The 19,353-nt window shown below is 71.5% G+C and carries 18 protein-coding genes; 9 read left to right on the top strand and 9 right to left on the bottom strand.

Annotated elements, in window-relative coordinates:
- Positions 1–46: 46 nt before the first annotated feature.
- The gene (locus ASD90_RS12380) at positions 47–673 is read right to left on the bottom strand and encodes a histidine phosphatase family protein (RefSeq protein WP_056757630.1); all 627 of its coding nucleotides are present in this window, start codon (positions 671–673) and stop codon (positions 47–49) included.
- Positions 674–746: 73 nt separating this feature from the next.
- Here ASD90_RS12380 and ASD90_RS12385 point away from each other — a divergent pair, with 73 nt between their 5' ends.
- Together ASD90_RS12385 and ASD90_RS12390 are read left to right on the top strand one after the other, a co-directional pair.
- A complete protein-coding gene (locus ASD90_RS12385; protein WP_056756722.1) occupies positions 747–1,619 on the top strand; it encodes a PhzF family phenazine biosynthesis protein in 873 nt (290 codons plus the stop codon).
- Between the two features lies 1 nt (position 1,620).
- Positions 1,621–2,160, top strand: coding sequence for a DUF1697 domain-containing protein (locus ASD90_RS12390; protein WP_082588690.1), 540 nt, complete (start codon positions 1,621–1,623; stop codon positions 2,158–2,160).
- Positions 2,161–2,170: 10 nt separating this feature from the next.
- Here the strand turns inward: ASD90_RS12390 and ASD90_RS12395 are convergent, their stop codons facing one another.
- Positions 2,171–2,926: an RNA methyltransferase gene (locus tag ASD90_RS12395; RefSeq protein ID WP_056757632.1), complete on the bottom strand. Its 756-nt coding sequence runs from the start codon at positions 2,924–2,926 to the stop codon at positions 2,171–2,173.
- A gap of 12 nt (positions 2,927–2,938) precedes the next feature.
- Positions 2,939–3,844 carry a VanW family protein gene (locus ASD90_RS12400; protein ID WP_082588691.1) on the bottom strand — a complete coding sequence of 302 codons (906 nt, stop codon included), beginning with the start codon at positions 3,842–3,844 and terminating at the stop codon, positions 2,939–2,941.
- Positions 3,845–4,096: 252 nt separating this feature from the next.
- On the opposite strand from ASD90_RS12400, the gene ASD90_RS12405 reads away from it, so the two are divergent.
- The 4 genes from ASD90_RS12405 (at position 4,097) to ASD90_RS12420 (ending at position 8,411) form a co-directional block, all read left to right on the top strand.
- Complete coding sequence (locus ASD90_RS12405) at positions 4,097–5,212, top strand: LLM class flavin-dependent oxidoreductase (RefSeq protein WP_056756728.1); 1,116 nt, start codon at positions 4,097–4,099, stop codon at positions 5,210–5,212.
- On the top strand, positions 5,209–5,820 hold the full coding sequence (locus ASD90_RS12410) for a CE1759 family FMN reductase (protein ID WP_056756731.1): 612 nt from the start codon (positions 5,209–5,211) through the stop codon (positions 5,818–5,820). The genes ASD90_RS12405 and ASD90_RS12410 overlap by 4 nt, the downstream gene beginning before the upstream one ends.
- Positions 5,821–5,861: 41 nt before the next feature.
- On the top strand, positions 5,862–7,124 hold the full coding sequence (locus ASD90_RS12415) for an APC family permease (protein ID WP_056756734.1): 1,263 nt from the start codon (positions 5,862–5,864) through the stop codon (positions 7,122–7,124).
- Between the two features lie 96 nt (positions 7,125–7,220).
- Positions 7,221–8,411 carry a WXG100 family type VII secretion target gene (locus tag ASD90_RS12420; RefSeq protein ID WP_056756737.1) on the top strand — a complete coding sequence of 397 codons (1,191 nt, stop codon included), beginning with the start codon at positions 7,221–7,223 and terminating at the stop codon, positions 8,409–8,411.
- Between the two features lie 34 nt (positions 8,412–8,445).
- On the opposite strand, the gene lhgO is transcribed toward ASD90_RS12420, so the two are convergent.
- Positions 8,446–9,645, bottom strand: a complete 1,200-nt coding sequence (gene lhgO, locus ASD90_RS12425; protein ID WP_056756741.1) for an L-2-hydroxyglutarate oxidase — start codon at positions 9,643–9,645, stop codon at positions 8,446–8,448.
- Positions 9,642–10,049 carry a GNAT family N-acetyltransferase gene (locus ASD90_RS12430; protein ID WP_056756744.1) on the bottom strand — a complete coding sequence of 136 codons (408 nt, stop codon included), beginning with the start codon at positions 10,047–10,049 and terminating at the stop codon, positions 9,642–9,644. The genes lhgO and ASD90_RS12430 overlap by 4 nt, the downstream gene beginning before the upstream one ends.
- A gap of 25 nt (positions 10,050–10,074) precedes the next feature.
- Between ASD90_RS12430 and ASD90_RS12435 the strand changes: the two genes are divergently transcribed.
- The 3 genes from ASD90_RS12435 to ASD90_RS12445 all read left to right on the top strand — a co-directional run bounded on the left by ASD90_RS12435 (position 10,075) and on the right by ASD90_RS12445 (position 13,967).
- Complete coding sequence (locus ASD90_RS12435) at positions 10,075–10,695, top strand: L-threonylcarbamoyladenylate synthase (protein ID WP_056756750.1); 621 nt, start codon at positions 10,075–10,077, stop codon at positions 10,693–10,695.
- 63 nt (positions 10,696–10,758) lie between these two features.
- Positions 10,759–12,720: an amylosucrase gene (locus ASD90_RS12440; protein ID WP_056756752.1), complete on the top strand. Its 1,962-nt coding sequence runs from the start codon at positions 10,759–10,761 to the stop codon at positions 12,718–12,720.
- Positions 12,721–12,779: 59 nt separating this feature from the next.
- On the top strand, positions 12,780–13,967 hold the full coding sequence (locus ASD90_RS12445; RefSeq protein WP_056756755.1) for a Fic family protein: 1,188 nt from the start codon (positions 12,780–12,782) through the stop codon (positions 13,965–13,967).
- A gap of 105 nt (positions 13,968–14,072) precedes the next feature.
- Here ASD90_RS12445 and ASD90_RS12450 read toward each other — a convergent pair whose 3' ends face one another.
- The 4 genes from ASD90_RS12450 to ASD90_RS12465 form a co-directional block, all read right to left on the bottom strand.
- Entirely contained in the window at positions 14,073–16,172 is a 2,100-nt protein-coding gene (locus tag ASD90_RS12450; protein WP_056756761.1) for a CotH kinase family protein, read from the bottom strand.
- Positions 16,173–16,422: 250 nt separating this feature from the next.
- Complete coding sequence (locus ASD90_RS12455) at positions 16,423–17,571, bottom strand: DUF2332 domain-containing protein (RefSeq protein WP_056756764.1); 1,149 nt, start codon at positions 17,569–17,571, stop codon at positions 16,423–16,425.
- On the bottom strand, positions 17,564–18,097 hold the full coding sequence (locus ASD90_RS12460) for a DUF664 domain-containing protein (RefSeq protein ID WP_082588694.1): 534 nt from the start codon (positions 18,095–18,097) through the stop codon (positions 17,564–17,566). The genes ASD90_RS12455 and ASD90_RS12460 overlap by 8 nt, the downstream gene beginning before the upstream one ends.
- Positions 18,094–19,296 (bottom strand): methyltransferase domain-containing protein, encoded by a 1,203-nt coding sequence (locus ASD90_RS12465; RefSeq protein ID WP_056757638.1) that lies wholly within the window; start codon positions 19,294–19,296, stop codon positions 18,094–18,096. The genes ASD90_RS12460 and ASD90_RS12465 overlap by 4 nt, the downstream gene beginning before the upstream one ends.
- Positions 19,297–19,353 lie beyond the last annotated feature (57 nt).

Raw genomic sequence — 19,353 nt, forward strand, 5'->3', positions numbered from 1 at the left:
GTATGCCGTGTGTCCGGGGACACGGCATACGACCCCGTCGCGGGGCTCAGTCGGAGAGCAGGCGCCAGGGGGAGAGGTTGTACATCCCCAGGCACCGGGTGGACCGGTGGTGCGTCAGCACGCTCATCGACCCGGCGTCGAGGATGAGCTGCTGGCCGAAGCGCGGGTCGAGCCCGAGGTAGGTGGCTGTGAGGACCCGGAGGGCGTGTCCGTGACCGAACAGCGCGACGTCGCCGTGCTCGAGGTCGGGCCAGACCTTGTCGATGACCTGCTGGGCGCGCGCCGACACCTGCTCGACCGTCTCGCCGGGGGTGACGCCCGGCTTCACGCCGTCGACGAAGACCTCCCAGGGGTGGCCGACCTCGGCGCTGATCTGCGTGGTCGTGATCCCCTCGTAGGCGCCGTAGTCCCACTCGCGCAGCAGCGGCTCCACCTCGAAGTCCCCGAGGCCCGCGAGCTCGGCGGTGCGCTTCGCCCGCTGCAGGGGCGAGACGAGGACGCGCTCGAAGGGGTGCTTGCGCAGCACGTCGGCCAGCTCGCGCGCGGCCGCCTCGCCCTCGGGGAGCAGCGGCAGGTCGGTCGTGCCCGTGTGCTGACCGCTCAGCGACCACTCGGTCTCGCCGTGCCGGAAGAGGTAGATGTTGCCGGGGACGACACCGTCGGGGGAGGCCATGCCCGTCACAGTATCGGCGTGGCGGGCCCTTCGGCCCTGCCGTCCGGGCCGCCGCTCCGGCAGACTCGGGTGCATGGACCTCCCCTTCCACCTGCTCAACGTCTTCTCCATCGAGGGGGAGCGCTTCTCGGGCAACCCGCTGTGCGTCTTCCCCGAGGCCGCCGGGCTGTCCGACGACGAGATGCTCGCGTGGGCGCGCCAGTTCAACCTCAGCGAGTCGACCTTCGTCACGTCCCTGGTCGACGGCGCCAGGCCGGGTGACGCGGCGGTGCGGATCTTCACGCCGGGGCACGAGATGCCGTTCGCCGGCCACCCGACCCTGGGCACCGCGGAGGTCGTCGCGATGCTGGGCGGGGGCCTCGACACCGTGCACCTCAGGATGCCCGCCGGGCGCATCCCCGTCGCCCGCGTCGACGGTGGCTGGCGCCTCGCGGCCCGGGCCGCGACCGTGCGCGAGGTGACGTCGAGCGGCGCCGAGCTGGCCGAGGCGCTCGGCCTCGACCGCAGGCTCGTGGTGCGCTCGGACGCGTCCTGGGTCGACGCCGGGGTCGAGCAGCTGCTCGTGCGCCTCGACTCCGTCGAGGCCGTGCGGGCCTGCGACCCCGACGCGCACCTCATGGCCCAGCACATGACGTCGCCGCCACGCGCGCCCCACGTGTACGCGTGGGCGTGGACCGGGCCCAAGACCGTCGAGGCCCGCCTCTTCTACACGCAGGGCCAGGCGGTGCTCGAGGACCCCGCGACCGGGTCGGCCTGTGCCAACCTCGGTGGCTGGCTCGTCGCGCAGGGGACCCGTGACGTGTCGGTCGTCGTCAGCCAGGGCGCGGCCGTCGGTCGCCCGTCCCGCCTGCTGCTCGACATCGACGCCGACGGGGCCGTCCACGTGGGCGGCCGCGTCGAGACCGTCGGCCGGGGCACCTGCTCGCTCGGCGCGGTCGGGGCCTGACGTGCCGGTGTGGATCGGGTTCCTGCGGGCCGTCAACGTGGGCAAGCGGCAGGTGCGCATGGCGTCCCTGCGCACGCTGCTCGAGGCCGAGGGGTACGAGGAGGTCGAGACGCACATCCAGAGCGGCAACCTCAAGGTCCGATCGGGCGTGCGCAGTGCGGCCAAGGTCGAGGCAGACCTGCGCCGGGCCATCAGCGACGAGTTCGGCTTCGACGTGCCGGTCGTCGTGCGCACGCCGGCGCAGCTGAGGTCGCTCGTCGACGAGGCCGAGGCCCTCGACTCACCGATCGCCGCGGACGCGAAGCGCTACGTCACCTTCATGACGGGCGACCTCGACCCCGACGGCGTCACCGCCCTGCACGAGTGGGACGTCGCCACGGAGGGAGCGCGGGTCGTCGGCAACGACATCGTGCTCTTCCTCTCCGACGGGGTGCAGGGCTCGAAGCTGACCAACGCCCGCATCGAGAAGCTGACCGGGGCCGTGGGCACGGCGCGCAACATCAGCGTCGTGCGGGCCCTCGCGGACAAGTGGGGCGACTGACGCGGTCGCGTCAGAGGCGCGCGCGGCGGACGAGCTCGAAGCAGACGACCGCGGCGGCGGCCGAGACGTTGAGCGACTCGACGCCGGCGGCCATCGGGATCGACACCCACGTGTCGACGAGCTCGGCCACCTCGGGCGTCAGCCCCGCTGTCTCGCTGCCGAGGACGAAGGCGACCGGCTCGGGCAGATGGGCTGCAAAGAGGTCGTCATCGCCGTGGGCATCGAGCCCGACGATGTGGAATCCGTGGTCCTTCAGCGAACCTGCCGCCTCGTCGGCCGTGAACGCCTTGATGATCGGCGCCTTGAAGGCGACGCCAGCCGATGCCTTGACCACGAGGGGGTCGAGTGACGCGACGCCGCGGCGCGGGACGACGATGCCGTCGACGCCGGCAGCCGTCGCGGTGCGCAGGATCATCCCGACGTTGGCGGGTGTCGTGATGCCGTCGAGGACGAGGACAGTGCGCAACGTGCCCTGGGCGAGCGCCGCCTCGAGCGGGAGCATGCGTGGTGCGACGACATCGGCGAACACGCCTTGGTCCTGGCGGCCGTTGCCGGCGAGCTTCTTGACGCGCTCGGCCGACGTCCGCTGCACCTCGATACCGCGGCGACGCGCGGCCTGCTGGATCTCGCGGACGCCTGACCCGTGGGCGTTGTCCGCGAGGACGACCTTGTCGACGACGAGGTCGTCGTCCAGGAGGACCTCGTGCACCGGGTTGCGCCCGTACACGGTGATGAAGCGGTCCTTGGGGGAGATCTCAGCAGTCACCCGCACAGGATGTCACGGGGCGCCGGCGGGGACCGCGGACCCGGGGGCCAGGCTCACATCGATGACCGGAACGTCCTCGGGGTGGTACCTGACCAGCGCACAGTTGCGTTTGAGCAGCTCCTCGGCCACGGCCTGGCCGGTGCGTCTGTCGATGACCGTCCGCCAGATCTCGTTGCGCCGGAAGACGTCGTCGCCCGACTTGATGAACTGCTCGTCTCGGGCGAACACCTTGTAGGAGTGCGCCATCGGCGCGTCGGCGCGCAGTTCGCCCTCGAGGTAGCGGTCCCCGACCGCCACGAGGATCTGGAAGGTCGTGTCGGTGTCGTTGCGGAAGGTGAAGTCCACGTAGTTGTAGACGATCGAGGTGCCGACGCCCCAGGGCAGGACGCGACCCTTGTCGGGAAACGGGTCGAAGGAGTGCTCGGAGCGTTCGACGACGGTGAGCGGGCTGTGCAGGACCATCCAGTGCAGGAGGTTGGCCAGCTGGCAGATGCCGCCACCGAAGCCCGCACGGGCTTCGCCGTTGGACAGCCGCATCCCCTCGACGTAGCCCTGGCGCCGCGTGCAGTTGCCGACGAGCTTGTTGAACGAGAAGGTCTCGCCGGGGCGGACGAGGATGCGGTCGACGCGTGCGGCGGCGAGCCGCAGGTTGGTGACCTTGTTGCGCTGGAGGTGCATCTCGGCCTCGGACAGCTCCCGCACGAGGAGGGAGTTGTGCGTCTTGACGCGGTGCGCCAACGACGAGCTCTCGCGCGCCCTGGCCCACGGGGTGGTCGACCGGAGCCACGCCAGGCGTCGCTTGGCACGGTTGGCCCGCACCGCGACCGGGAAGAGCGCCGGATGACGCTGCGACACACGTGGTGCCGCGGTCACGCGGGCCGGAGCGACGAAGCCGACCGGCGGTGCGATGAGCTGCATTTCTTCCATCCCCTCGTGGTCCCGGGCCACCCTCCCATGGTGACCCGTCAGAGATCGTGATGCACGCACGATTGGAAAAGCTCGGGGACGACGAGATCTTTCTCGTGTGCCGCCGACCCGGCTCGACGGCATACGACACCGTGGTGCCCGGTTGAGCCCGGGAGGAGCGGGAATGGGGGGGGCCGGGAATGGGGGAGCGGGGGCCGACGTTCGATATGATTGAACAGTCAATTACAGGAGGAGCTGGGACACATGCAGTTCGGGATCTTCACCGTCGGTGACGTCACGACGGACCCCACCACGGGGCACACGCCGACCGAGCACGAGCGGATCAAGGCCACCGTCGCGATCGCCAGGAAGGCCGAGGAGGTCGGGCTCGACGTCTTCGCCACCGGCGAGCACCACAACCCGCCGTTCGCCGCGCCGGCCAACCCGCCGGTGCTGCTCGCCAACATCGCCGCGCAGACCGAGCGGATCATCCTCTCGACCTCGACGACCCTCATCACGACGAACGACCCCGTGCGCATCGCCCAGGACTACGCCTACCTCCAGCACCTCTCCGACGGCCGCATGGACGTCATGATGGGCCGCGGCAACACCGGCCCGGTCTATCCGTGGTTCGGCAAGGACATCCGCGACGGCATCCCGCTCGCCATCGAGAACTACGCCCTGCTCCACCGCCTGTGGCGCGAGGACGTCGTCGACTGGCAGGGGAAGTACCGCACCCCGCTCCAGGGCTTCACCTCGACGCCCCGCCCGCTCGACGGCATCCCGCCGTTCGTCTGGCACGGCTCGATCCGCAGCCCCGAGATCGCCGAGCAGGCGGCGTACTACGGCGACGGCTTCTTCTCCAACCACATCTTCTGGCCGGCCAGCCACACGAGGCAGATGGTCCAGCTCTACCGCCGCCGGTTCGAGCACTACGGCCACGGCAGCGCCGACCAGGCGGTCGTCGGCCTCGGCGGACAGGTCTTCATGCGCAAGAACAGCCAGGACGCCGTCCGCGAGTTCCGTCCGTACTTCGACAACGCCCCCGTCTACGGCCACGGCCCGTCGCTCGAGGAGTTCACGAGCCAGACGCCGCTCACCGTCGGCAGCCCGCAGGAGGTCATCGAGCGGACGCTCGGCTTCCGCGAGTACGCCGGCGACTACCAGCGCCAGCTCTGGCTGCTCGACCACGCCGGACTGCCGCTCAAGACCGTGCTCGAGCAGCTCGACATCCTCGGCGAGGAGGTCGTACCCGTCCTGCGCCAGGAGTTCGCCGCCCTCAAGCCGGCCCACGTGCCCGACGCCCCGACCCACGCGAGCCGTCTCGCGGCGGACACCACCGAGCCCACCACCGAGCCCACCCTGGAGGTGACGAAGTGACCGCGTTCCACCTCGCCGTCATCACGGCCGGCGTGACCCAGCCGTCCTCGACGCGACTGCTCGCCGACCGCCTCACCGAGGCCACGGTCCGCGCGCTCGCGCCCCGCGAGGTCGTCGTCGAGGTCGTCGACGTGCGCGACGTCGCGCACGACCTGACGAACAACGTCCTCACCGGTTTCGCGTCGCCCGAGCTGCAGGTGCGGCTCGACGCGATCAGCGAGGCGGACGCCGTCGTCGTCGCGACCCCGGTGTATGCCGCGTCGTACAGCGGCCTGTTCAAGATGCTCGTCGACGTGCTCCCGATGGACGCCCTCCGCGACACCCCCGTGCTGCTCGGCGCGACCGGTGGCACGGCCCGCCACTCACTCGCGCTCGACCACGCGCTGCGCCCGCTCTTCGCGCACCTCGGTGCCCTCGTGGCCCCGGTGGCGGTCTTCGCCGCCAGCGAGGACTGGGGCAGCGTCGACGCCGGCCGGCTCGGCGATCGGATCGAGCGTGCCGGCGCGGCCTTCGCGGGCCTCGTGAGCGGCGCGCCGAGGGCCGCCCGGGTCGACCCTTTCGAGCAGGTCACGCCGTTCGAGTCGATGCTGACCGACCTGCGCGCCTGAGCACAGGACCCCCTGCCGTCCGCACACGGCAGACTCGGGGCATGACCACACCGGCTTCGACGACGCCGCTCGCCCGGCGCCTGACCACCACCGACGCGGTCGTCATCGGTGTCGGTTCGATGGTGGGTGCCGGGCTGTTCAGCGCCTTCGCGCCCGCGGCCCGGAGCGCTGGCTCGTGGCTCCTCCTGGCCCTGGCCGTGGCCGCCGTCGTCGCCTTCTGCAACGCGACGTCGTCGGCCCAGCTCGCGGCCCAGTACCCCACGTCCGGCGGCACCTACGTCTACGGACGCGAGCGTCTCGGTCCGTGGTGGGGGTTCACCGCAGGATGGGGTTTCGTCATCGGCAAGACCGCCAGCTGCGCCGCCATGGCGCTGGTGTTCGCGGCCTACCTCGTCCCCGAACGCGGGCAGAAGTCGGTCGCCGTCCTCGCCGTCGTGGTCCTGGCCGCGGTCAACTACCGGGGGATCACGCGCACGGCCCGGCTCACGCGGGTGATCGTCGCGGGCGTGCTCGCGGCGGTCACCGTCGTGCTCGTCGCGGTCGGCGGGTGGGGTGCACGCCCCGCGGACCCCTTCTCCGACGTCTCGGGCCAGGTGGGCGCCGCAGGCGTGCTGCAGGGCGCCGCGATCCTCTTCTTCGCCTTCGCCGGCTACGCCCGCATCGCCACGCTGGGGGAGGAGGTCGTCGACCCCGAGCGAACGATCCCGCGGGCGATCGTCACGGCCTTCGCCGTCGTCGTGCCGTTGTATGCCGTCACCGCCGTCGTGCTCGTCCGTGCCCTCGGCACGTCCGGCCTGGCGGCGAGCAACGCGCCCGTCCGCGACGCCGCCGACACGGTCGGCGCCGGCGGCTGGCTGCCGGGGCTCGTCGTCGTCTCGGCCGCCGCTGCGACGCTCGGGGCCCTGCTGGCGCTCGTCGCCGGGGTCGGACGCACCGCCCTCGCGATGGCCCGCGAAGGGGACCTGCCGCGACCCCTCGCTGCCGTGCACCCGCGCTACGCGGTGCCGCACGTCGCGGAGGTGGTCGTCGCCGCCGTCGTCTGCGTGCTCGTCCTGCTCGTCGACCTGCGGGGCGTCATCGGCTTCTCCTCCTTCGGGGTCCTGACCTACTACGCCGTGGCCAACGCGTCGGCGCTGACACAGGACGCGCGCCACCGTCGCTGGCCGCGGGCGCTCGCGGTGGTCGGTCTCGCGGGTTGTACGGCGCTGGCCCTGGCCGTGCCCACCAGTTCGCTCGTGGCCGGTGTCGTCGTGCTGGCCACGGGCCTCGCGGGGCGGTTCGTCGTCCTCCGTCGCCGGGTCTGAGACCGGCCCACCATGGCCGGCACGCCGGGGAGCGCTCCCCATGGACGCTCCCGACCGCCACACCTAGCGTGGGGCGCACCGTCGACAGGAGGCCCAGTGCTCTACCGCAAGGGTGCAGACCCCGAAGCCCTCGAACGGGCCGCGCGCGAGCTGACCGCGTGCGCCACCGAGGTCGAGGGCATCCGCTCGACGGCTGCGAGGGCGCTCGCGGTCATCGGCGGGGCGTGGGCCGGTGACGACGCCCGGTCGGCCCAGGAGAGCTGGCGCTCCACGTCAGCCGACCTCGTGGCCTTCGGCTCGACGCTCGAGAGCATGTCGCGTCGGCTCACCGACAACGCCCGGGCCCAGCGCGGCACGAGCGGCGACGGCGCGCCTCTGCCGGAACCGCCTGCACTGCCGGGGCTGCCCGGTCTGTTCCCGGGGCTCCTCGGCTCCGGCTCGGCGGGAGCCGAGGCCGTGGCCGAGCCGACCCCGCTCGGCGAGCAGGCGCGCGGGAAGACGCCGCAGGACATCGACCTCGAGCTGGCCCACCTCGCCGACAACGTCTACGACCCGAGCGAGGTCGACGGCTGGACCCCCCTCGACGCCGCCGCGCTCGAGGAGCTCGGCATCGACCGGGACCGGCTCCACCGCGGCGACGGCTTCGACGCGGCCGTCTACCGCAACGACTCCGGCCAGTACGTCCTCGCCTTCGCCGGCACCACCTCGCTGACCGACTGGGGCACCAACCTCCAACAGGGCGTCGGGGCCTTGAGCGGCCAGCACCTGCAGGCGATCGCCCTGGCCCAGGGACTCGCCGGGGCCGTCGGCAGCGAGAACATGGTGATCACCGGGCACTCCCTCGGTGGTGGACTCGCCAGCACCGCCTCCGTGGCCACCGACATCCCGGCCGTGACGTTCAACGCCGCCGGGGTCCACCCGAACACCGTGCTCGCCGCGAGCGCGCTGGGCGACAGCAACGGCTACTCCGCGGGGCAGATCCGCAACTACCACGTGCGCGGCGAGATGCTCACGACCCTGCAGAACCCGCTCGGCTCCTTCGTCGACCACCTGCCCCTCGTCGGGGACGACCCGCTCCCCAACGCGCTCGGGACCCAGATCGCGCTCGACCCGGCCAGCGGACCCGAGATCACGGTCTCGAAGTGGGCCGGTCTGGCCGGCACGTTCGCCCCGGCCGTCGTCGGCATCGACGCCGGACTCGACGTCATCGGGTGGTCCAAGGACGCCCACGGCGGCGACTCGGTCGTCGACGCCATGGAGGCGAGCACGTACTTCGGCAAGCAGTGACGGCCCGCCGGGTCGAGGCGCGTCGAACGCGCCGTCAGCCGAGGTCCAGCTGGTCGACGACGAGGTCGGCGATGGCCAGTGACGCGGTGGCCGCGGGCGACGGAGCGTTGCGGACGCACAGCACGGAGCCGACGCGGCTGAACCGGAAGTCCTCGACGAGCGCCCCGTCCGGGTCCATCGCCTGGGCGCGCACCCCCGCCGGGGCCGGCTCCACGTCGGCGTCCCGGATGGCCGGGACGTAGCGACGCGCGCGCTCGACGAAGACGTGCCGGCTGAGCGACCCGGCGACCTCGTGCAGGCCGGTGCGCAGGTTGGCCCGGGCGAACCGCAGGAACGCCGGGGAGGTGACCAGGGCCCGCACCACGTCCGGGTCGACGTCGCGCCGGCGATACCCCTCCCGGGCAGTCGCGAGCACGGCGTTCGGCCCGAGGAGCACCCCGCCGTCGACCCGCCTGGTGAGGTGCACGCCGAGGAACGGGTAGCGCGGGTCGGGGACGGGGTAGACGAGCCCGCGCACGAGGTGCCGGGCCGACGTCACCAGCCGGTGGTACTCACCGCGGAACGGCACGATCGCCGGGCTCGGGCCGTCACCGGCCAACGTGGCGAGGCGGTCGGCCTGCAGGCCACCCGCGATGACGACACGGTCGGCCTGGAGTGCACGACCGTCGGCGGCCCGGACCTCGACCTCGCCGCCACGGTGGTCGAGACCGACGACCTCGAAGCCGGTGAGGACCCCGGCACCCCGGGCCTGCGCGTCAGCGAGCATGGCAGCAGCCACGAGAGCGAAGTCGGTGATCGCCGTCGTGGGGGAGTGCAGCGCCGCGCGCCCCACGGCATACGGCTCGACCTCGCGGAGCGCGTCGGCGCCGAGCCACCGCAGACGCGGCACGCCGTTGGCCTGCGCGCGCGCCTGGATGTCGCGCAGACGCCCCTCCTCGGCGGCGTCGAGCGCGATGACGAGCTTGCCCACCTCGTCGTAGGGGAGCCCTCGCTCCCGGCAGTATCGGCGCAGGCGTCGGACTCCCTCGCGCGACAGCGTGGCCTTGGCCGAGCCGGGCGCGTAGTAGAGGCCGGCGTGCACGACGCCGCTGTTGCGCGACGTCTGGTGCAGGCCCGGCGACGCCTCCTTCTCGACGAGCGTCACCTCGGGGCGTGGGCTCGAGAGCGTGAGCCGACGGGCCACAGCGGCCCCGACGATGCCGCCGCCCACGACGACGACCTGCAGGCGGGTCACCCCGCGGCCGCCGCCGCTCGCTCGGCTGCCGCGACATCGTCCCGGTTCGGCGGCAGGACGTGGGCCGCATACGGCTCCGGATGACGGCGGAGGTACACCTTGATGTAGGGGCACAGCGCGACGATCGCCCGGCCGGACGCGATGGTGGCGTCGAGCGCGAACGAGGCCAGGCGCCCGGCGAGGCCGCGTCCTTCGTACGCGGGACTCACCTCGGTGTGGAAGAAGACGACGCGTGTGGGTCCATCGGGTGCCGAGGGCGGGACGACGGCATAGCTGGCGACGCCGATGACGCGCTCACCGTCGTGCAGCTCGAAGCGCCCGCGGTCGGGGTTGTCCACCACCTCGATGCGATCGTGCCCGTCGGCGCCTGCGTCGACCTGGCCCTCACCCGTCTGCTCGGTCATGGGCCCAGCATGGCAGGGTGGACCCATGGCGAAGTACTTCGACGTCCACCCGGTGGACCCCCAGCCGCGGGCGATCGGGCAGGCCGTCGAGATCCTGCGGTCCGGGGGACTCATCGCCTATCCCACCGACTCCTGCTTCGCCCTCGGCTGCTCCCTCGACAACCCGGAGGGCAAGGAGCGCATCCTGCGCATCCGCCACCTCGACGAGAAGCACCACTTCACCCTCGTCTGCTCGGACTTCGCCCAGCTCGGCCAGTTCGTGCACCTCGACAACTCGGTCTTCCGGGCCATCAAGGCCGTGACCCCCGGGCCCTACACCTTCATCCTGCCCGCGACGAAGGAGGTGCCGCGACGGCTGCTGCACGCCAAGAAGAAGACCGTGGGCGTGCGCATCCCGGAGCACCCCGTCGTCCGCGAGCTGCTCAGGGAGATGGGCGAGCCCATCCTGTCGAGCACCCTGCTCATGCCCGACGACGACGAGCCGATGACCGAGGGCTGGGAGATCAAGGACCGCCTCGACCACGTCATCGACGCCGTCATCGACTCGGGGGAGTGCGGCCTGGAGCCGACGACCGTCGTCGACTACTCCGACGGCTACCCCGTCGTGACCCGGGTCGGGGCGGGCGACCCGAGCCCGTTCGAGTGAACCGCCCCTGCTGACTGCGGCACGCCCCTGTCGCCCGGACGCGCCTTGCTGTTCAATCGGGCCATGAACGACGCAGCCCACGACGTCCGACCGACGACGGAGTCGGTGACCTCGCTGCTCGCGGGGCTCGACGACCACGACCGCGAGACGCTCGAGCTGAGGCTCGAGAGGTGGTCCGACGATCTCGTCGCGGCGCTCATGGTGCTCTACCCGGAGCGCGACGTGTCTGCCCTCGCCCTCCGCCTCGTCGAGAGCGCGGTCGCGGGCTACCGTCAGCGCTCGCCCGAGCTGCGACGGCTCGACCAGCGCCGCCTCCTGCGCCCCGACTGGCTCCAGCAGCCGGGCATGTTCGGCTACGCGTGCTACACCGACCGGTTCGCCGGCGACCTCGACGGCCTCCGGAGCCGTATCGACTACCTGCGTGACCTCGGCGTCAGCTACCTGCACCTCATGCCGCTGCTCCAGCCGCGCGAGGGCGACAACGACGGCGGCTACGCCGTGCAGGACTACCGCACGGTCCGGGCCGACCTCGGCGACGTCGAGGACCTGCGGCGGCTCGCGAGCGACCTTCGAGGGCAAGGCATCTCGCTCGTGCTCGACCTCGTGCTCAACCACGTCGCGCGCGAGCACGAGTGGGCACGACGTGCCCGGGCGGGCGAGCCGCACTACCGCGACTACTTCCACGTCTACGCCGACCGGGTCATGCCGGACGCCTACGAGCGCACCCTCCCCGAGGTCTTCCCCGACTTCGCGCCCGGCAACTTCACGTGGGACGACGAGCTCCGCGGCTGGGCGTGGACGACCTTCAACGAGTGGCAGTGGGACGTCAACTGGGCCAACCCCGACGTCCTCGTCGAGTACGCCGACATCGTGCTGCACCTCGCCAACCTCGGCGTCGAGGTGCTGCGGCTCGACGCGATCGCCTTCACGTGGAAACGGCTCGGGACCAACTGCCAGAACCAGCCGGAGGTGCACGCGGTCACCCAGGCGCTGCGTACCGTCGCGCGCATCGCGTGCCCCGCGCTCGCGTTCAAGGCCGAGGCGATCGTCGGCCCCCGGGACCTCGTGCAGTACCTCGGACAGGGCGAGCACGCCGGCCGGGTCAGCGATCTCGCGTACCACAACACCCTCATGGTGCAGGTGTGGTCCATGCTCGCGACGGGGAGCACGGGGCTCACCAAGCAGGCCCTGTCGGCGCTCCCGACGACGCCCCCCAGTGGCACGTGGATCTGCTACGTCCGCTGCCACGACGACATCGGCTGGGCCATCGACGACGGCGACGCGGCGGCCGCGGGACTCGACGGCTACGCCCACCGCCGGTTCCTCTCGAACTGGTACTCCGGTGACCACCCCGGCTCGTGGGCGCACGGACTCGTCTTCCAGCACAACCCGGCGACCGGAGACAAGCGCATCAGCGGCACAGCGGCCTCGCTCACCGGCCTGGCCGACGCGGAGGCCCGCGGTGACGGCGAGGGCGTCGGTCAGGGCCTCGCGCGGCTCTTCCTCGCCCACGCGGTCGTCGCCGGCTGGGGAGGCATCCCGGTCGTGTGGAGCGGCGACGAGCTGGGCATGCCGAACGACCCGGGCTGGGCGCGCGAGCCCGGTCACGAGGACGACAACCGCTGGGCCCACCGGGAGCGGCTCGACTGGACCGTCGCCGCCCGGCGCGACGACCTCGACACCGTGTCGGGGAAGGTCTTCCAGGGCTTGCACCACCTGGCCGGGGTGCGCGCCGGGCTGCCGCAGCTGCACGCCTCGGCGCAGACGAGGGTGCTCCTCGAGACCGACGACGGCGTGCTGGCCGTCGTCCGCACGCACCCGAGCGGCTCGATGGTCTGCGTCTACAACGTCACCGCGTCCTGGCAGACGGTCGACGTCCGCCACTTCGCCGACGTCGGCATCGCGCACCCGTTCGACGCGCTCGGCGGCTACCCCGTCTTCGGTGGAGCGGATGGGCTCGCGGCACTGAGCCCGTATGCCGCGTGGTGGGTGGTCGAGGCTCCGGTCGAGGTCCTGCACGCCTGACCGTCGGGCGTCCTTGGTAAGGGTTGTGCGATATCCTTAACCAAGGAGGTGTCACCAGCATGGCAACGACCTGGCCCGCGCTCGGTTCGACGACGATCCCGTGGCAGCCGATCGAGGGACTGCTCGACCTGTCGCGTCGCGCCCTGCGGTCGACCCCTGCCACGTTCGAGGCCGCCGTCGTGCCCACGATCGCCGGCGCCGAGCTCGTGCTGCCCGGCGACCTCGCGGCAGACCTGGACGAGGCCACCCGGCTGCTCGCGACGTTCGACGCCGGGGGAGCGGGGGAGATCGCACCGTTCGCGTCGGTGCTGCTGCGGTCCGAGAGCGCGGCCAGCTCACAGATCGAGAACCTCACGTCGTCCGCGCGTGCGCTCGCCGAGGCGGAGATCGGCGAGGGCAACCGCGCCAACGCCGCCGTCATCCTCGGCAACGTCCGCACCATGCAGGCCGCCCTCGACCTCGCCGGTCGCCTGGACGAGGACGCCGTGCTCGCGATGCACCGGGCCCTCATGGCCCAGCAGACCCAGCACCCGGCGGGTCGCTGGCGCGAGCAGCAGGTCTGGGTCGGAGGGTCGCCGCTGCACCCGGGGGAGGCGCACTACGTCCCGCCGGTGGCGTCCGACGTGCCGGCGCTGATGGCCGACCTCATCGCCTTCATGGACCGCGACGACCTGCCACCGCTGGCCCACGCAGCGCTGGCCCACGCCCAGTTCGAGACCATCCACCCGTTCACCGACGGCAACGGTCGCACCGGTCGGGCGCTGCTCCACTCGGTCCTGCTCCACACGGGGGCGATCCACCGGGTCACCGTCCCGATCTCCGCCGGCCTGCTCGCCATTCGTGACGACTACTTCGACGCGCTGACCGCCTATCGCAGGGGAGAGGCCGAGCCGATCCTGCGTTGCGTCGCAGAGGCCGCGCGCAACGGCACCCACATCGGCGAGCGGCTCGTCGGGACGCTCCGACAGGTGCGGGCCGACTGGGCCGAGAAGGTCACGGCGAGAGCAGGATCCGCGGCGTGGTCGATGCTCGACCTGCTGCTCCGTCAGCCGGTCGTCACGGCGCGCGTCGTCGTCCGCGAGCTCGGGGTGTCGCCCCCCACGGCGCAGGCCGCGCTGCAGCGTCTCGTCGAGGACGGCGTCCTGCTCGAGTCGACCGGCCACCGACGCAACCGCGTCTATCGCGCCCCGGCCGTGCTGGGGGCGTTGGACGCCTACGCCGACGGTCTCGGTCGTCGGATGCGCTGACGAATTCCATTGCGGCACAATCGAATTCGCCCATAATCGACATTATGCAATCTGTGTGGGAGTGCGGTCCCGGCGCCGATCGCGTCGGCGCCGGGACGCGCCCACTCAGAACGTCCTCGGGACGATCTGGATCCGGACCGCCTCGACCCGCTTGGCTTGGCCCACCGTCCCGGCGGTGACGCCGTCCATGACCCACGGCTGCCAACCGACGTCCTGGACGTGCGCCGTGTAGCGGATGGAGTAGTGCTTCGCGAGCTCTCCGGTCAGCCTCACCTGCAGCGCTTCCAGGCGTCTGGCCTGGCCCACCGTGCCGATCAGGGTGGGCGGAGTGGTCCAGGTCATCCAGCCGATGCCCTGGACGTTCGCGCGGTACTCGACGTGGCCCTCGAAGGGGAGTCGCGCCGTGGACATCCGCAACGCCTCGAGACGGAGCGCGCGGCCCGTCGTACCACTGACGGCCCCGTCGGACACTGGAGCCATCCACCCGATGTTCTGCACGTGGGCCGCGTACGTCGTCGACGGCGCCTTCGCGAGCAGTCGCACCTGGATGGCCTCGATGCGCAGGGCGCGTCCCGTCGTGCCGGCCGTCGCCCCGTTCTTGACCCAGCCCATCCAGCCGACGTTCTGGACGTGGACGCGGTAGGACAGGTCGAACCGGGACGCGAGCTGGTCGGTCAGGCGCAGCTGGACGGCCTCGAGCCGGAGTGAGCGACCGGTGGTGCCGACGAGGGCCCCCGGGGCGCCCCAGCCCATCCAGCCGAGGTTCTGCACGTGGCCGTTGCCCTGGACGCCGCCCGTCAGGCTCGTGCCCGCCACCGAGAACCTCAGCGCCTCGAGGCGGCGCAGCTCCCCGGTCGTGCCGGCGATCATCCCCGACGAGACCGCGGGCTGCCACCCCGTGCCGGCGAGGTACGCCGGGAAGGTCAGGGTGGGCATGCTCGAGCCGTACGCGAGGCGGAGGTAGGCGGCGCGGCTCGACATCCAGTTCTTGAACGACCTGACACCCGTGTCGAAGGTGGTCGCCGAGTAGCCGAGGTTGCCGTCCCACTTCAGGAAGTTGAGGCGTGCGGACGCGTCGATCTGCGTCTTGAGCGTGTCGATCTCGGCCAGTGTCGTGTCGATGTGGCCGGCGAAGGTGGAGACGTACATCTGGTTGGCGAGGGCCACGAACTGCTTGTTGCGCATGAGCGTCTCGAACCAGTTGTGCCGCCCCGCGCGGATGTACGTCGTCGACTTGACGTACTCCGCCGTGGGGTCGCCGCCCCACTCGCGCGCCGAGAAGTTGCCCATCGCGACGTCCATGTCCCAGACCGGACCGGCGTGCAGCTTGTCGTTCGGGCCGTCCTTGTAGAAGTAGACGCTCGACCGGTCGAAGTCGTAGTTCTCGGTCAGCTCGTGGATGAAGTAGTACTTGACGAACGAGTCCACGTCGATGAGAGAGCTGATCTTCTGCCAGTCGGGCGTCGGTGCGTAGAGCTGGGTCTCCAGGGCGTTGACGTCGGCCTTGATCTCCTCGTAGGCGACCGCCACGATCGGGTCGAGGACGTCGGCCACGCCGAGCGTGGCGTCCTTGAGGACGAACAGGGTCTTGGTCCGGTCGGTGAGGAAGTAGTGGGGCTCCTCGGTCCCGTGGATGTAGTCGAGCTCCAGCATCACCCCGTGGTCGTCGGTGAGCGCGACACGGTTGGCGCCGACCTCGGTCTTCTCGACGAGCAGGTAGTTGCCGAGGTACTCACCGTTGATGCTGAGGTCGACGAACCGCGACTCCGGTGAGTACTGCAGCCCGAACGCGTTCGCGAGGTCGTAGGAGATCTTGTTGCGCAGCAGCGAGGGATCCTGGTGGTTGGCCAGGAGCACCCACGTACGACTCGTCGCCATGCCCAGAGGGCCGACGGCGGTCGTGAACTTGATCTGGTACGGGCGCTTGTCGAGGGTCCACGTGTGGTTGCCGCGACCCTTGATCGTCGCGCTCGCGTCGACGATGTCGTGGGCGGAGTCGGACGGGTCCACGAGGTTGACGGTGGCCTTGACGGAGTTGTCCTTGGACGCGTGGAGATAGTCGAGCGTGTTCTTCGTCGGGTCAGGGTCGGTCAGGGCGACCGACACGAGGGGCAGGGTCGTCGGCGGCACCGGCGCCGCGGCCGCCACGCTCGGGACGGCCGTCGCCGGCGCTGCGGCCTGCGCGACGGCGGCCGCGCCAGGCACGAGAAGTGTGAGTGTCGCCAGGGCAGCGAGAATGCTGCGTCGTCGAAGTTTCATGGTGGCCGATCCTCCCCATGCCCGCTATGGGCGAAATGCCGTGCATCGGCGATTTGCTTATGCACCAACGGAATTGCCCCCCAGCAACGCCTCTGGGCTGAGGGTAGGGCGTCGATCGGGCAGCCGTCAGCGGATGGCGAAATCTGGGGGCTGCGGAACATCCCGCGACCGCCAGGGAGGCGCGCAGGGGTGTGAATCACACGTGGGGCAGCGCCGGCAACAGGTCGATCCAGGTGCCGTGCGGGTGGCAGGTCCCGAGAACGGCGGGGGCCAGGGCACGACCGTCGCGCCAGCGCTGCAGACCCAGCACGGTGTCTCCCTCGACGTCGACGGTGGGCTCCTGGAGTCCGGGGACGCACCCGGGCGGTTCGGCCGTGAGCCAGGACAGGCGAGAGACGTCACCGGCCAGCGCGTCGAGGGTCGCGGCGAGCTCGAGACGGCGCGTGGGGGCGAGGTAGGTCATCGCCCACGAGCTCAGGACCACGACGTGGGCATCGCGGCCGGCCCTGGTGCGGGCGAACCGCACGGTGTGGGCCAGGTCGTCGACCATGTCACCTCGGAGCACCGTGGGCGGATCGTCTCGGAGCAGGTCGCAGGCCGCCCGGAAGCGCTCGACACGGCCGGGCACCTCCGGCCACAGGCACGCCTCGAGCCAGCGCACCTCGTCGACGGAGGTGAGGTCGACGGGGTCGAGATCCAAGCCGACGCGCCCGCGCACTGCCGGGAGCCCAGCACCGGCGGCGAGCCGTGCCCCGACACCGGTCCGGTCCTCACCCGAGCACCGGACCGTGGAGGCCTCGTCGCCCAGGCGGTCAGTCCTGCCGGGCGAGGTCAGCGCGACGGCGTACCGGTCGACGCCGAGCAGCAGGCCGGCGCTCGCACCGATCTCGACGAGGGCCACTGGGACGGCGCTGCAGTCGGCCGTCGCCGCGGCCAGCCCCACGGCGACGTAGACGGCGCGGTTCACCTCGTTCGTCTGGGTCCCGTGCGTCGCGATGAGGTGGCGGAGCTCGTCGGCATGGTCGAGCACTGTCCGTCGGACGTCCAACCACGGGTCACCCGCCGACCCGGACGAAGCCCCGGAGACGCTTGGGTACCACTGTGCCGCAGGCAGATCCGGGTTGCGCAGGACAAGGTCGTGGAGTGCCGCCAGCCAGAGCACCGGTCGGGCCTGTCCCGGCCTGGCCGCGAGCAGCAGCGAGGCGGTCTCGGCGTCGAGCGCGACGTGTCGGCAGATGGTCGAGTACAGCGGGAGGGCGGCATACTCCGTGGCGAACTCGCCGAAGCGCCGCTGGATCCTCGCCAGCCGGGCTCCGTCCGGGGCTGGCCGGGTCGGGTCAGGCACCGGTGGCACCGTCCAGGTGCTCGCGCACGAGGTCTGCGTGGCCGTTGTGCCTGGCGTACTCGCCGATGAGGTGGAGATAGACGAAGCGCAGCGAGAAGGGGTCGCCGCCGGCCTCGAAGACGTCGTCGAGACCCCGGCCCGCGACCGCACGGTCGGCGTGGGCCCACTCCTCGAGAAGCGCCTCGTAGTCGGCCCGGGCCGATGCGGGGTCCAGCTCGTCGAAGTCGAGGTCGCGACCGCTCCCGAAGCCGTGCAGTGCCTCGACGTCCTCGCGGGCCACCCTCTGGCGCAGCCAGATCCGCTCGACCTTGCGCAGATGACGCAGCAGGCCGAGCAGGCTCAGACCCGAAGGGGCCACCGACCGCTCGGCGAGCTGCTGGCCCGTGAGCCCGGAGCACTTGGACAGCAGCGTCGCGCGGTGCCAGGCAAGCATCTCTGGCAGCATCTCCACCTCGGGCGCCACGAGGGAACCGCCCGGTCTCTCCACGTCGGGCGCGATCCAGGGCGTGTCCATCTCGAGGGTCATGGCTGGCGGGCTGCTGATCTGGATTGCGTTGAGGCGGAATGCGTTTCGCGCTCAAGCAGGACGATGACCTCGTGGTGGGACGTCTGCGGGAACATGTCGAAGAGGCGCGCCTCGCGGGCGCGGTACGAAGGCAGCATCGCGAGGTCGCGGGCGAGGCTGTCGACATTGCAGCTCGAGTAGGTGACGTGTGTGGCGCCGGATCCCTCGAGCCAGGCCGCCAGGTCGGGGCCGATCCCGCGCCGGGGCGGGTTGACGACGACCATCGAGCGCTCGGACCCCAGCAGCCCACGGTCGAGCGTGCCGACATCGGTGGCGTCACCGGCCCGGAACTCCATCCGGCCGACGTCGGGGTGGTCGAGGCGCAGCCGAGACGCACTGGTCTCCGCACTGCGTACTGCCTCGAGGGAGACCTCGACGCCCAGGACCACGAGCGCCCCGGCCTGCGCACAGTGGAGCGCGAAGCCACCCACGCCGCAGTAGAGGTCGAGCACCATCGCCGGCTCGATCGCACGGGTCCAGTCCTGTGCCTGGCGGTAGAGCCCGGCAGCCACGGCCGTGTTGGTCTGGAAGAAGCTGTTGGGGCGCAGGAAGAGGGTGATGTCACCGAACGGCATGGCGAGGTCGTTTCGATCCGTGAGGACGATCTCCGTGTCACCCTCGAGGACGGCCTTGTGCTCGGGCTGGAGGTTCACCGTGACGACCGACACCTCGGGCAGCCGTGCCTGCAGCGCGACCAGTCGCGACTCCAGCAGGGCCAGGTGACGGCGCGAGCGCAGGACGAGACGGAGCATGACCTCGCCGGTGGGGGAGAGGGTCACGATGAGGTGCTTCAGCTCTCCGCGGCGGGCGGCGACGTCGTACGGCTCGAGACCGATCTCGTCGACGACCCCGGCGAGGCGCGGGATGAGCCGCTGCAGCGGCGGCTCGTACAGGCCGCAGCCGCGCAGGTCGACGCCGCGCGCCTCGGCGTCGAGGATCCCGACGGTCACGGCGCCGGTGTCGCCACCGACGACGAGCTTGGCCTTGTTGCGGAAGGCCGACTCGACACTGGGGAATGGTTCGAGCCAGCTGACGTCCGGGGCGACGGTCGTCAGGGTGCGCCGACAGCGGTCGTCCTTGTCGGCGAGCTGGACGGCATACGGCACGCCCATGAGGGCACACGAGCGGCAGCGGCCGGCGTCGAAGTAGTCGCACTGCATCACGAGCAAGGCTACGGCTCGCAGCGCGCCTCTAGGACCAGGGGTAGAACGCGGCGT

Origin of the sequence: Terrabacter sp. Root181, from assembly GCF_001428505.1 — a bacterium.
GTDB lineage: Bacteria > Actinomycetota > Actinomycetes > Actinomycetales > Dermatophilaceae > Terrabacter.